Source organism: Brucella anthropi, from assembly GCF_046630315.1.
Classification (GTDB): Bacteria; Pseudomonadota; Alphaproteobacteria; order Rhizobiales; family Rhizobiaceae; genus Brucella; species Brucella anthropi_A.
In genome coordinates, this window is sequence record NZ_LQBD01000024.1 from 36572 (window position 1) to 49290 (window position 12719).

Sequence of the window (12719 nt, forward strand, 5' to 3'; positions counted from 1 at the left end):
GCGCGCGCAAGCGGTTCCGCCTTGGCCAAAGGAAGCATATTGATTGCCGGGGCCGGCGTTGCCGGCCTGTCGGCAGCGCTGGAACTGGCGGCGCGCGGCTGGCATATCCGCCTTGTCGAAAAGGCTGAAAAGCTTTCGGAAGTCGGGGCGGGCCTGCAACTTGCGCCCAATGCCATGCGCCATCTGGAACGGCTCGGCGTTGCCGACCGCCTCTCCGCGCAGGCTGTAACGCCAGAAGCGCTCTATCTCATGGATGGGCGCAAGGCTCGTCCGCTGATGGAAATGAAGCTCGGCGACAAGGCTCGTGAGCGCTGGCACCACGCTTACGTCGTTTGCCATCGCGCCGACCTGCAATCCGCTTTGCTCGATGCCTGCCGCGACAGGCCGGGGATCGAAATCAGCCTCGGCGCGGAAATCGCAAACCATCGCGTTGAAAACGGGGCCGTTGCGGCCACCATCCGCCATGGCGATACCGAGGAAGCCGTTGACGCCGCCTATCTGATCGCCTGCGACGGCGTGTGGTCGGCAGAGCGCGCCAAGGCCGGTTACAGCAAGGCCCGGTTCAGCGGGCACATTGCCTGGCGGACAACCCTTGACGCCGATGCCCTCCCCGCCTCTTTCCTGAATGCGATGCCGGAGCGCAAGGCCGTTTCCGCATGGCTTGGCAAAAAGGCGCATTTCATCGCCTATCCGGTCAAGGGCGGCAGGTTCTTCAATTTCGTCGCCATCACCACGGGCGAAAACCCCGGCGAAATCTGGTCCGGAACCGGCGATCAGGCGCGTTTGCAATCCATTTATGCGGATTGGGGCAAGCCGGTTCGCGCGGTACTCGCGGCTGCGGATCAATGGACCTACTGGCCGCTTTTCGAAATGGCGGACGCCCGGTTCGTCGGGCGGGATCGGACGATTTTTCTTGGCGACGCATCGCACGCCGTCACGCCATTTGCGGCACAGGGCGCCGCCATGGCGATCGAGGATGCGGCGGCGCTTGCGCAAGCGCTGGATGGTGACGACCCCGAAGCAGGGCTGAAACGGTTCGATAGCGTCCGCAAGGAGCGGATTGCAGCGGTTGCCAAACGCGGCCAGCTGAACAGGTTTGCCTATCACGCGACCGGCATTTTCGCGCTTGGCCGCAACACGCTCTTTGCCATACGCAGCCCGGAAACTTTCCTGAAAGATCTGGACTGGCTTTATGGCTATGACGCCGTTGCGGCCGTGCGGAACTAGAGCAGTTCCTGTTTTAACGGAATCGCCGGAACCGCTCTAACTATTTGTTTTGCCGCATTTGCCTCACGCAAAACCGTTTCACACTTTTGGCTCGAAAATGCTCTAAGCCGCGTCGCGCGCCGCCTCCAGCGTTGCAAGATCGATCTTGACCATCTTCATCATGGCATCGGCAACGCGCTGCCGCACATCCGGTGCGCCATTCTGCAAGGTGTCCAGCAGCATGTTGGGCACGATCTGCCAGGAAAAGCCGTATTTGTCGGTCAGCCAGCTGCATTCCATCGGCGAGCCGCCTTCCAGCAGTTTTTCCCAGAAGGCATCCACCTCCGCCTGATCCCTGCATCGGACGATCAGCGAGCTTGCCGGTGAAAACTTGAACTGGGGACCGCCATTCAGGCCGCATATTTTCTGCCCGTCGAGCGTGAAGTTCACGGCGACCGGCTGATCCTTGTTCTGCTGGTGGCCATGCCCGAAACGGATGGCGCCATCGATCGAAGCCGGTCTTCCGCAGGCGCGGAAGATCGAGACGTAGTGGTTCGCGGCTTCTTCAGCCTTGCCGTCGAACCAGAGACAGATTGTCAGTCCTGACATTTTCTCCTCCTTTGTCGTGGTACAGCAGTGCTAGCCCATGACCTTTTTGGCTTCTTCCATGTCCATCCACATGATCTCCCATATATGGCCGTCGAGATCTTCAAAGCTGCGTCCATACATGAAGCCATAATCCTGCTTCGGACCCGGATCGGCCTTTCCGCCCGCATTCACCGCCTTCTCGACGGTGGTATCCACCTCAGCCTTGCTTTCCGCCGACAGGCAGATCAGCACTTCGCTGACCGTGCTGGCATCGGCAATCTTCTTCGGCGTGAACTGGCTGAACTTTTCGTGGTCGAGGATCATCACGTGGATCGTATCCGAAATGACCATGCCGGAAGCGGTGTCGTCCGAGAACATGGGGTTCCTGGTGGCGCCGATGGCTTCATAGAAGCTGGTCGACTTTTCGACATTCTTCACCGGCAGGTTCACGAAAATCATTTTCGGCATCAGATTTCCTCCATTGGCGGGCAAAGCGGCCCGATCTTGTTTTCCGAATATCCATCGCCTGCCCGGCTCCCCCGGCGATAAGGTCGAGCCTTCCGGCGTGAAGCAAATCACGCAATTGGCATGGGAAGAACTCAAAGTTCGCTTGTAGATAATGCCATATAAGTTATAATTAGCAACCATGAAGTTAGAAAAAATAACCAAACTGGAAAAGCCAACCGCCAAGCGCAGCTATGACGATGCCTGTGCGGCGGCCCATGCCCTTGATCTGATTGGAGAACGCTGGTCGCTTCTGGTGATGCGCGAATTGATGTTCGGCCCCAAACGCTTCAGCGATCTGCGGGCCGACCTGCCGGGCGTCAGCGCCAATGTCCTCACGCAGAGGCTGGAAGGACTGGAAGAAGCAGGTATTCTTCGCAAGACGAAACTGCCGCCGCCCGCCTCGGTGCAGGTCTATGAGCTGACCGAATGGGGCCATGAGAGCGAACCTATCCTTCAGGCGCTCGGACGCTGGGCCGCACGTTCGCCGAAACATGATCCCGGCCTGCCGATTTCCACGACATCGTTTCTCCTGTCGCTCAGAACCATGATGGACCATGATCGGTCCCACGGTTTGCGGGCCGTCATCGGTCTTCGGCTGGAGGGGGAAGATTTCACCGCGCATCTCGAAGACGGGCAAATCCGGATAGAGCGCAGCGCGGCACCCAATGCCGATCTTTATTTTGAAAGTTCCCCGCGCATGCTGGCCGCGGCCATCTATGGCGGGCAGCCGCTTGCAGCGCTGGAAAGCGCCAATCTTGTCACGATTACCGGCGACCGCGCCCTTGCGGAAAAATTCGTGACGCTGTTTCCGCTTCCCGGCAAGGCGCCGCTGCCCGAATAGAATGCGCAACTTTTTGGTTGCGTATTTTCGTGGCAGGCCTATATTGGCAACCATAAAGTTGCCAATTACGGAGGATGCATATCATGACCGTTGCAAGCAATACTGACCGCATCGTGAAGACCGTCGATATTCGCGCAAGCGTCGACCGCGTATGGCGCGCGCTGACCGATCACGAAGAATTCGGAAGCTGGTTTCAGGTGAAAATCGACGGGCCGTTCATCGTCGGCACCCGTTCGCTTGGCCGCATGACCTATCCGGGCTTCGAGCACGAGCCTTGGGAGGTCTTCATCAAGGACATGCGCGCGCCGGATTATTTTGCCTTCACCTGGCATCCCTATGCCATAGACCGCAGCATCGACTATTCCGGGGAGCCGCCGACACTGGTGGAATTCAAGCTGGAACCGATCGGGACCGGAACCCGGCTGACGGTGGTTGAAAGCGGTTTCGATGCCCTGCCCGCCGAACGCCGCCCCATCGCGCTGCGCATGAATGACGGCGGCTGGGAAGAGCAGGTCGGCAATATCAAGAGACATGTCGAAAAATGAACAGCAGAGCGGACGTCACGGGCACGGACATGTCCATCGTTTTTGCAGCGCTTGCCGATCCGACCCGGCTGGCGCTCATAGAAACCTTGAGCGATGGCGAAAGCCGCTCGATTGTGGCGCTGTCGCAAAAAGGCAGCATCACCCGGCAGGCCGTCACCAAACATCTGTCCGTGCTGGAACAGGCAAGGCTGGTCGAACGCGAAAAGGTGGGACGGGAAAGCCGCTTTCGCCTGCACCCTGCCCCGCTTGTCGATGCCCGCGCCTATCTCGCCGCCGTTTCCAGCCAATGGGATGACGCGCTTCAGCGCCTGCGCCGGTTTGTGGAAGATTAAGGCTTATACGTCGCCGCTTCCGGTTTCCAACAAAAACACCCGCTGGCGAACCGGCGGGTGTCTTGATTTCAGGCAGCGGAGCCGATCAGTGCAGGATCTGGCTGAGGAACAGCTTCGTGCGCTCGTGCTGCGGATTGTCGAAGAACTGATCCGGTGAGTTCTGCTCGACGATCTGGCCCTGATCCATGAAGATGACGCGGTTGGCGACCTGGCGGGCAAAGCCCATTTCGTGAGTCACGCAGATCATGGTCATGCCTTCGGCGGCAAGGCTCACCATCGTATCCAGCACTTCCTTCACCATTTCCGGGTCGAGCGCCGAGGTCGGCTCATCGAACAGCATGACCTTCGGGTTCATGCAGAGCGCGCGCGCAATCGCCACGCGCTGCTGCTGGCCGCCGGAAAGCTGGCCCGGATATTTGTTGGCCTGTTCCGGGATCTTCACGCGGGCCAGATAATGCATGGCGATTTCTTCCGCCTGCTTCTTCGGCATCTTGCGCACCCAGATCGGCGCGAGCGTGCAGTTTTCCAGAATGGTCAGATGCGGGAAGAGGTTGAAGTGCTGGAACACCATGCCGACTTCGCGGCGCACCTCATCGATCTTCTTCAGATCATTGGTCAGCTCGATGCCATCGACGACGATCTTGCCCTTCTGGTGTTCTTCCAGACGGTTGATGCAGCGGATCATGGTCGACTTGCCCGAACCGGACGGCCCCGCCACGACGATGCGCTCGCCGCGCATCACCTTGAGGTTGATGTCGCGCAGCACGTGGAACTCGCCATACCATTTGTGCATGTTGGTGATTTCGATGGCGACATCGGTTTTGGAAACCTGCATTTTCGAACGATCGACGTCCACACCGATCTCGGATTGCGGGAGGGCGCTTTGTGCACTCATTTCCATTATTCCCTTTATTCTTATCGTTTATGACCCGTGTCGAGCCGTCGTTCCATGAATATAGAGTATCGCGACATGGCGAAACAGAAAATCCAGAAAACGAAGCCCGCAAAGATCAGACCCGTGGCAGGCGTCTGTGGAGAAGCCCAGTTTGCGTCGGAGAAGTTCTGGCGGACGATGCCCAGAAGGTCGAACATGCCGATGATGTAGACGAGGCTCGTATCCTTGAAGAGCCCGATGAAGGTGTTGACGATGCCCGGAATGACCAGCTTCAACGCCTGCGGCAGGATGATCAGGCCCGTCTTCTGCCAGTAGCTGAGGCCAAGCGCATCCGCGCCTTCATACTGCCCGCGCGGAATGGCCTGCAAACCGCCGCGCACCACTTCCGCCATATAGGCCGAGGCAAAAAGCGCCACGCCGATCAGCGCCCGCAGCAGCTTGTCGAAAGTCACGCCCGGCGGCAGGAACAGCGGCAGCATGACGCTGGCCATGAACAGCACCGTCACCAGCGGAACGCCGCGCACCATCTCGATGAAGATGATCGAGAATGTCTTGATGACCGGCAATCTCGACCGGCGCCCGAGCGCCAGCACGATGCCGAGCGGTAGCGAGACGGCGATGCCCACGAAGGAAAGGACCAGCGTGACCAGAAGGCCGCCCCAGAGCGGGGTTTCCACATAAGGGAGCTCGAACCAGCCGCCAACCAGCAGGAAGAAGGCCACGATCGGAAACACGAAGAAGAACAGGATCGCGTTGAGCCCCTTCTTCGGAACCTTCGGAATCAGAAGCGGCACCAGCAGCACGACGAAGATCAGCGCCGTCAGGTTGACGCGCCAGCGCTCGGAAATCGGATAGCGGCCATAGAGGAACTGCTCATATTTCGCATTCACGAAGGCCCAGCAGGCACCGGACCAGCCGTCGGGCTGCGTTCCCCCTTGTGCGACCGTCAGGCAGGCGGCGCGGCTGGTTCCCGTCCACGCTGCATTGATGAACAGCCATTCGAAGATGGGCGGCACAAACCAGACGACCAGAGCCAGCCCGAAAACGGTCAGCGCCGCATCGACCGGCGTTGCGAACAGGTTGACGCGCAGCCAGTGGGAAATGCCCTGCACGGAGCGCGGCGGCGCTTCACCATCCGCCATCTGCGTGCGGACATATTGGAGATCGGCGTTTTCCATTGTCATCTCTCCACCAGCGCCATCTTGGCATTGAACCAGTTCATCAGGCCGGAGACGATCAGGCTGATGCCCAGATAGATCACCATCCAGATTGCCACGACCTCGACCGATTGGCCGGTCTGGTTGAGGATCGTGCCGCCGACGGCGACAAGATCGGGATAGCCGATGGCAATGGCCAGCGACGAGTTCTTGATGAGGTTGAGATATTGGCTCGACAGCGGCGGAATGATGATGCGCAGCGCCTGCGGCACGATGATGAGCCGCATCGTCTGGCCGGAGCGCAGACCCACCGCATAAGCCGCCTCGGTCTGCCCCTTGTTGACGCCCAGAACACCGGCGCGAACGGTTTCGGCAATGAAGGACGCCGTATAGAAGGAGAGCGCCAGAAACAGGGCCAGAAATTCCGGCTTGACCTGTGCGCCGCCGGTCAGATTGAAGGTTCCAAGCTTCGGCAAATCGAACGAAACCGGAAAGCCGGTCGCGATCAGCGTCAAGAGCGGCAGTCCGATGATCAGGGCGGCCGATGCGCGTATCGTGTGGAAAGGCTGTCCCGTCGCCATCTGGCGGCGTTTTGCCCAGCGCGCAATGACGACCGATGCCACGATGGCGACCACAAGCGACACGGCTAGAAGCCATGCCCCCTCGCCCCATACCGGCTTCGGCATGAAGAAGCCGCGATTGTTGAGATAGGTGCCAAGCGGCAGTGCGAAACTGTCGCGCGCCTGCGGCAGGACCGACAGGACGCCGAAATACCAGAAGAAGATGACGAGCAGCGGCGGGATATTGCGGAAGACTTCCACATAGACCGTGCAGATCTTTCGGATCAGCCAGTTGCGCGAAAGCCGTCCGATACCGACCAGAAATCCGATGATCGACGCCGTGACGACACCGAGTGCCGCGACATAGAGCGTATTCAGAAGCCCGACCAGAAAGGCCCGGCCATAGGTTGAATCGCTGTTGTACTGAATGAGCGTCTGGCTGATGTCAAACCCGGCGCGCCCATTGAGGAAGCCGAAGCCGGACGCGATATTCGCGCGCTGCAGATTGGTGATCGTATTGCCCACGATCCAGTAGATTGCGGCAATGACCGCGCCAAAGACAATCACCTGATAAAAGATGCCGCGAACACGCGGATCGTACAGGAGCGAAGTTCCGCCGCTGTCCTGGCGACGTTCAGTTGCAGAATAGGAAGCCATATGTTTCCTGTGCCTCTCGGCTGGCGCCATCGTCCCCGAACAGAAAAAGCGGCCCGCATGGCGAGGCATTTTCTGAAAGCGTGGCATCGGATGCCGAACCGTTCGGTCCTGCTGTCGGCCTGTTCGGGCTCGTTTCGAGCCTGCGGCCTGCAAGACGCGGGTGAATTCCAAAGAGCAGCCTGCCAGCGACAAGACCCGAATGCAGGGTCGGCGGTAAACGGACAAACTGCGGAGTCGACAAATCCGGCGGATGCTGCTGCACCCGCCCGATAGTCAGTCTGAAGAGCAAGGCCCGTTAACGCACGGGGATGCCATATTGCAGGCCGCCCTTGTTCCATTGGGCGTTGAGGCCGCGTGCAATCTTGAGCGGGCTGCCGGAGCCGATATTGCGCTCGAAAATTTCACCGTAATTGCCGACGCCCTTGACGATCTTCACCACCCAGTCCTTGTCGAGGCCGAGATCGGTGCCGATCTTGGTGTCCGCTTCCACGCCGAGAAGACGCTTGATGTCCGGATTGTCGGACTTCTTCATCTCGTCGACATTGGCCTGCGTGATGCCGTATTCCTCGGCATTGAGCAGCGCATTGTGCGTCCAGCGGACGACATCCGCCCATTTGGCGTCGCCCTGGCGAACGGTCAGACCAAACGGCTCCTTGGAGATGATTTCCGGCAGGATGACGTGGTCATCCGGGTTGGCAAGCGCCAGACGAACCCCGTAGAGGCTGGACTGGTCGGTCGTATAGGCATCGCAACGGCCGGAATCATATGCGGCATTGGCTTCCTCGATCTTCTCGAAGACGACCGGATTGTACTCCATCTTGTTGGCGCGGAAATAGTCGGCCATGTTCAGCTCGGTCGTCGTGCCGGCCTGAACGCAGATGGATGCGCCGGAAAGCTGCAATGCGGAATTGATGCCCGACAGCTTCTTCGAATTGATCATGAAGCCCTGGCCGTCGAAATAGTTGATGCCGGCAAAATCGAGGCCGAGCGCGGTATCGCGGCTGATGGTCCAGGTCGTGTTGCGGATGAGGACATCCACTTCACCGGACTGAAGCGCCGTAAAACGCTCCTTGGCGTTCAGCGGGGTGAACTTCACCTTGGTCGGATCGCCGAAAATCGCAGACGCCACGGCGCGGCAATAATCCACGTCGAAGCCGGACCACTCCCCCTTGTCGTTCGGCGAAGCAAAGCCCAGCAGGCCCGTATTCACGCCGCATTGCAGAAAACCTTTCGCCTTCACATCCGAAAGCGTGTCTGCGGATGCTCCCGAAGCGACGCCAAACAGCGCCGCCGCACCCAATACACCCGTCATAAGAGTTTTTTTCATCTGGCCTGCAACCTTTTTTGTTCCCTGGAGAGCGCGGAGCCGTCGGCCCGCAGCGCCTCTTGTTGCTTTGTTTTTGCATAAACCCGTTGGAAAAGCCGCGTGACCTCCCAAGCCCATGCCGTACAGCAGGCTGCCCCTCGCCCGAGACCTTGAAGCCGGTCTTCGATTGTTTTTTGAGCACAGTGACAACCTGTCGCCTTCACACGTCTTATCGAAGGCGAATTTTTGCCTTTGGTCAAGGCTTTAACGCAGCCCGGCAAACAGGCTTTTCCAAAGGATGAGGGAGAAATATTCAAAAATTTACACGGTTTCCCGATTTCTGGGTAGCGATTATCTTTCGCGCCGCCTATGGGACGGACCAGGCGGGAAAATGAATATAATTCAATTAATACAATGATTTACGCCATACTACCATACCAGATATGTACAGCTGAAGACAACCGTTGATGGAAATCAAATGCGGGGCATAGCGCTTTCTTCATCCAAAGAAAAAATAATATTTCGCGTCGCCATGTAGCGGGCGACCCACCATGTCACCACGATACCGATGGTCAGCCCCGCAACCACGTCGGTCGGATAATGCGCGCCGGCGGCAAGCCTGCTGATGCCGAAGAGAAGGCCGATGAGGACTGTCAGGATGCGCCAGCGCGGCAGGAATATCCACAGCGAGACCATCATGATGCCCGCCATCATGGAATGGCCGGACGGGAAGCTTTCATAAAGGAACTCGCCCTTGAAGGGCGAGAACGAAGCCGCGCCCACCGCATCGAGGAGAAACGGACGCGCACGGCCTATGGCAAGCTTGCCGATTTCGACCGGGATGCTTGCGACAACGATCGAGGTCAGCACGAGCGTCGCCCAGCCATGCAGCGTCACGCACCATGATCGGGCACGGGCGCGCAATTGCGGCGAGAGCAATATCGCGGTGACGAGCCAGACGAGCAGGCCGATTGCCAGCCAGACCACGGTGCGAATCGCATCCGTCACCGTGCGCAGGAATTCCATGATGAAACTGGTGCTCTTAGCCGTGACGCGAACGATATCGGCATCCCACAGATGCAGCACCAGAAGGACGAATGGCAAAAGCACGACGATTGCCGTCATTTCCAGCGTCCAGGAGGATGGCGCGCCCTTGCAGGCCGGGCGCAGGAGCGCCCGCAGGAGTTCCAGCGCGGCGCGAAAGGGATAAAGAAGAATGCTTCCCGTATTTGACGCCGCCATAATGGAAATATCCCTTCACAAACATCCCGGATCGCGCGAGGTTGCATCCGGCACGCGCGCATCCTATCCAATTATTCAAAGTTTTCGCCGCAAACGGAATCGCAGATCTTTTTGCCGCAGCCGACCTTGGCGCGACCGGGCAAAATCCCCTCTTTCGAGAAGCGGCGGACGAGAATCAGTGGGATAGCATGCAACATGATCTGGAGGCATTTTCGTGACTAAGCAGCAGGGCAAGACGCAGCAGGGGGAGCTGGGCATGAACACACGGCTCGCTCACGACGGTTATCAGCCGCGCGATTATCATGGTTTCGTCAATCCGCCGGTTGTGCGCGCCTCGACCGTGCTTTTCCCGGATGCGGAAACGATGGCGACCGGCAACCAGAAATACACCTATGGCACGCGCGGCACGCCGACCAGCGATGCGCTTTGCAAGGCCATCGATGCGCTGGAAGGCTCTGCGGGAACGGTCTGCGTGCCGTCCGGGCTTGCGGCGGTCACGGTTCCGCTGCTCGCCTTCCTGTCGCCGGGCGATCATGCGCTGTTCGTCGATTCGATCTATAATCCCACCCGCCATTTTGCCGATACGATCCTCAAGCGCATGGGCGTGGAGGTGGAATATTACGATCCCGAGATCGGCTCCGGCATCGCGGCGCTGATGCGCCCGAACACCAGGGTCGTGTTCACGGAATCGCCAGCGTCGAACACATTCGAGATGCAGGATATTCCGGCCATTGCCGAAGAAGCGCACAAGGGTGGCGCCATCGTCATGATGGACAATACCTGGGCGACGCCGCTTTACTTCAGGGCGCTCGATTTCGGCGTGGATATTTCCATCCATGCCGCGACCAAATATCCGTCCGGCCACGCCGATATTCTGTTCGGCACGGTTTCGGCCAATGAAAAATGCTGGCCGCAGCTTCTGGAAACGCACGGCACGCTTGGCCTGTGCACCTCGGCTGACGACACATACCAGATCCTGCGCGGCCTGCGCACCATGGGCGTGCGGCTGGAGCATCACCGCAAAAGCGCGCTGGAAATCGCCCGCTGGCTGGAAAGCCATCCGGCCGTCGGCCGCGTTCTGCATCCGGCACTGGAAAGCCATCCGGGCCATGCAATCTGGAAGCGGGATTTCTCCGGCTCGTCGGGCATTTTCTCCATCGTGCTCGCAGGCGGCGGGCAGAAGGAAGCCCATGCCTTCCTCGATGCGCTGGAGATTTTCGGCCTTGGCTATTCCTGGGGCGGTTATGAGAGCCTCGCGGTCCATGTCCGCCTCGATGACCGGACCGTCGCCAAGGGCGACTATCCCGGACCTGTGATCCGGCTCCAGATCGGCCTGGAAGACGTGGCGGACCTGATCGCCGACCTCGAAAAAGGCTTTGCCGCAATCTGAGAGCCTGTTCCAAAAGTCGCCCTGTGTGGCTGCAAATGGCAATTTTTTGCGTTCCGGTGCTCATGTAGCTTTCTCAGACGCATAGTCTTATCCGAAAAGTCTGCAACTTTTCGGGACTATGCTTGGAAGTACGTTGCGCTCCGGTACTCGAAAATCACCATTTTCGCACACACATGCCGCTTTTTGATTCAGGCTCTGAAGACCTTTACTTTCGGCATGGTCCGGCCGGCCCCGTTTCACGCAGGCCGGATCATGTTATAATTAGAAAATACTAATAATAATATTGCCGCCAATATTTAAGCCCCATGGAAGTAATTATTAATATAATCGAAATAGCTACACTGTTTCGATCACGGTAAAGACTGGAATTCATGGGGAACGGCCTTGTCTTTGACGCCAGTAAAAAACTTCATCAATCGCAGATTATGCGCATCTGTCCTCGCTCTCCTTCTGGTGGCGGTTGCATCCGTCGCACATGCCCAGCAAACGCCCCGGCCCGTGCAGGTGGGCGTCTATGTCAGCGAGCCATTCGTCAACAAGCAGGGCGATGCCTATTCCGGCATGGCGATCGATATCTGGCAGGATATTGCCGCGCGCATGAACCTGGCCTCGCAATATGTGGAGTATCCCAACTATGCCGAACTGGTGAAAGCCGTTTCGGAAAACAAGGTGGATGCCGCCGTCACCAACCTGACGATCACGGAACAGCGCGCCCAGATCGTGGATTTCACCCATCCCTGGTTCGATGCGGGCCTGCGCATCATGGTGCACACACAGGCCGGAACCGGCTGGGACGACCTTATCAACCGTCTCGACGATGCCGGGCATCTGGTGACTTATGCCTGGATTCTGGGCATTCTCCTTGCCTCCACCATTGTGCTGACCATTTTCGACAGACGGTTCGACGAGGCTTTTCCGAAGCGCTGGCGCGAGGGGCTGGCGGAGAACTTCTATCACGTCGTCTCGATTGCCACCTCAGGCAAGACCTCGCGCAAGAACCTGTTCGGCTGGATGGGGCGCATCTGGCAGACATTCTGGATGGTGTTCGGCATTGCGATCATCGCCTACCTGACCTCGTCGATCACAAGCGTCATGACCGCCGCGCATATCAGCAACAACATTTCGAACCTGTCCGACCTGCAAGGAAAATCCGTCGGCGTGCGCGCGGGCAGCGTCGCCGAACAGTTCCTGAAATCCCGCTCCATCGCGACGGTTCCCTTCGACCATATGCCGGAAGCCGTCGGCGCGCTCGTCAATGATGAGATTGCAGCCATCGTCGGCGATGGGCCGGTTCTGGAATATTATGCCCACCAGCACGCCGACCAGCCGGTCGATCTGGTCGGCAATATATTCAGCCCCGATAAATATGGCTTTGCCTTTCCACGCCAGAGCGAGCTTGTCAAACCCGCCTCGGTCGCCATTCTCAGCGCGCACGAGGATGAAGAGATCGCCCGGCTGAAAGCCAGATATTTCGGCCCCGAAAACTGATGCGC

The 12719-nt window shown here is 58.7% G+C and carries 13 protein-coding genes and 1 pseudogene; 7 read left to right on the forward strand and 7 right to left on the reverse strand.

The genetic code is table 11. The features are described 5' to 3' along the window. Positions 1–21 precede the first annotated feature (21 nt). Positions 22–1227, forward strand: a complete 1206-nt coding sequence (locus tag AVM02_RS12530; protein WP_411507272.1) for an FAD-binding protein — start codon at positions 22–24, stop codon at positions 1225–1227. 102 nt (positions 1228–1329) lie between these two features. Here AVM02_RS12530 and AVM02_RS12535 read toward each other — a convergent pair whose 3' ends face one another. Beyond that, complete coding sequence (locus tag AVM02_RS12535; protein WP_411507273.1) at positions 1330–1815, reverse strand: VOC family protein; 486 nt, start codon at positions 1813–1815, stop codon at positions 1330–1332. 30 nt (positions 1816–1845) lie between these two features. After that, entirely contained in the window at positions 1846–2262 is a 417-nt protein-coding gene (locus AVM02_RS12540) for a VOC family protein (protein ID WP_411507274.1), read from the reverse strand. 178 nt (positions 2263–2440) lie between these two features. On the opposite strand from AVM02_RS12540, the gene AVM02_RS12545 reads away from it, so the two are divergent. From AVM02_RS12545 to AVM02_RS12555, 3 genes are all read left to right on the forward strand, one after another. Further along, complete coding sequence (locus AVM02_RS12545) at positions 2441–3142, forward strand: winged helix-turn-helix transcriptional regulator (protein WP_411507275.1); 702 nt, start codon at positions 2441–2443, stop codon at positions 3140–3142. A gap of 83 nt (positions 3143–3225) precedes the next feature. After that, entirely contained in the window at positions 3226–3687 is a 462-nt protein-coding gene (locus tag AVM02_RS12550) for an SRPBCC family protein (protein ID WP_411507276.1), read from the forward strand. Next, the gene (locus AVM02_RS12555) at positions 3684–4019 is read left to right on the forward strand and encodes an ArsR/SmtB family transcription factor (RefSeq protein WP_411507277.1); all 336 of its coding nucleotides are present in this window, start codon (positions 3684–3686) and stop codon (positions 4017–4019) included. Before AVM02_RS12550 ends, AVM02_RS12555 begins: the two co-directional genes overlap by 4 nt. 85 nt (positions 4020–4104) lie before the next feature. On the opposite strand, the gene AVM02_RS12560 is transcribed toward AVM02_RS12555, so the two are convergent. The 5 genes from AVM02_RS12560 to lpxE all read right to left on the reverse strand — a co-directional run bounded on the left by AVM02_RS12560 (position 4105) and on the right by lpxE (position 9836). Continuing rightward, complete coding sequence (locus AVM02_RS12560) at positions 4105–4914, reverse strand: amino acid ABC transporter ATP-binding protein (RefSeq protein ID WP_411507278.1); 810 nt, start codon at positions 4912–4914, stop codon at positions 4105–4107. A 20-nt stretch (positions 4915–4934) separates the two neighbouring features. Next, positions 4935–6092: an amino acid ABC transporter permease gene (locus tag AVM02_RS12565; RefSeq protein WP_411507459.1), complete on the reverse strand. Its 1158-nt coding sequence runs from the start codon at positions 6090–6092 to the stop codon at positions 4935–4937. Between the two features lie 2 nt (positions 6093–6094). Continuing rightward, positions 6095–7288 (reverse strand): amino acid ABC transporter permease, encoded by a 1194-nt coding sequence (locus AVM02_RS12570; RefSeq protein WP_411507279.1) that lies wholly within the window; start codon positions 7286–7288, stop codon positions 6095–6097. Positions 7289–7583: 295 nt separating this feature from the next. Continuing rightward, positions 7584–8615 carry an amino acid ABC transporter substrate-binding protein gene (locus AVM02_RS12575; protein WP_411507280.1) on the reverse strand — a complete coding sequence of 344 codons (1032 nt, stop codon included), beginning with the start codon at positions 8613–8615 and terminating at the stop codon, positions 7584–7586. A 453-nt stretch (positions 8616–9068) separates the two neighbouring features. Continuing rightward, positions 9069–9836, reverse strand: a complete 768-nt coding sequence (gene lpxE, locus AVM02_RS12580) for a lipid A 1-phosphatase LpxE (protein ID WP_411507281.1) — start codon at positions 9834–9836, stop codon at positions 9069–9071. A gap of 214 nt (positions 9837–10050) precedes the next feature. Between lpxE and AVM02_RS12585 the strand changes: the two genes are divergently transcribed. The 3 genes and pseudogenes from AVM02_RS12585 (at position 10051) to AVM02_RS12595 (ending at position 12714) form a co-directional block, all read left to right on the forward strand. Continuing rightward, the gene (locus AVM02_RS12585) at positions 10051–11226 is read left to right on the forward strand and encodes a cystathionine beta-lyase (RefSeq protein WP_411507282.1); all 1176 of its coding nucleotides are present in this window, start codon (positions 10051–10053) and stop codon (positions 11224–11226) included. Further along, positions 11223–11427: pseudogene (locus AVM02_RS12590) on the forward strand (hypothetical protein); the annotation flags it as partial. The gene AVM02_RS12585 and the pseudogene AVM02_RS12590, both read left to right, overlap by 4 nt. Positions 11428–11610: 183 nt before the next feature. Further along, on the forward strand, positions 11611–12714 hold the full coding sequence (locus AVM02_RS12595) for a transporter substrate-binding domain-containing protein (RefSeq protein ID WP_411507283.1): 1104 nt from the start codon (positions 11611–11613) through the stop codon (positions 12712–12714). The last annotated feature ends 5 nt before the right edge of the window (positions 12715–12719 follow it).

Coding starts and splice junctions, on each gene's coding strand:
- AVM02_RS12535 (WP_411507273.1), bottom strand. CDS start 1,815: ATGTCAGGACTGACAATCTGTCTCTGGTTCGACGGCAAGGCTGAAGAA.
- AVM02_RS12540 (WP_411507274.1), bottom strand. CDS start 2,262: ATGCCGAAAATGATTTTCGTGAACCTGCCGGTGAAGAATGTCGAAAAG.
- AVM02_RS12545 (WP_411507275.1), top strand. CDS start 2,441: ATGAAGTTAGAAAAAATAACCAAACTGGAAAAGCCAACCGCCAAGCGC.
- AVM02_RS12550 (WP_411507276.1), top strand. CDS start 3,226: ATGACCGTTGCAAGCAATACTGACCGCATCGTGAAGACCGTCGATATT.
- AVM02_RS12555 (WP_411507277.1), top strand. CDS start 3,684: ATGAACAGCAGAGCGGACGTCACGGGCACGGACATGTCCATCGTTTTT.
- AVM02_RS12560 (WP_411507278.1), bottom strand. CDS start 4,914: ATGAGTGCACAAAGCGCCCTCCCGCAATCCGAGATCGGTGTGGACGTC.
- AVM02_RS12565 (WP_411507459.1), bottom strand. CDS start 6,092: ATGGAAAACGCCGATCTCCAATATGTCCGCACGCAGATGGCGGATGGT.
- AVM02_RS12570 (WP_411507279.1), bottom strand. CDS start 7,288: ATGGCTTCCTATTCTGCAACTGAACGTCGCCAGGACAGCGGCGGAACT.
- AVM02_RS12575 (WP_411507280.1), bottom strand. CDS start 8,615: ATGAAAAAAACTCTTATGACGGGTGTATTGGGTGCGGCGGCGCTGTTT.
- lpxE (WP_411507281.1), bottom strand. CDS start 9,836: ATGGCGGCGTCAAATACGGGAAGCATTCTTCTTTATCCCTTTCGCGCC.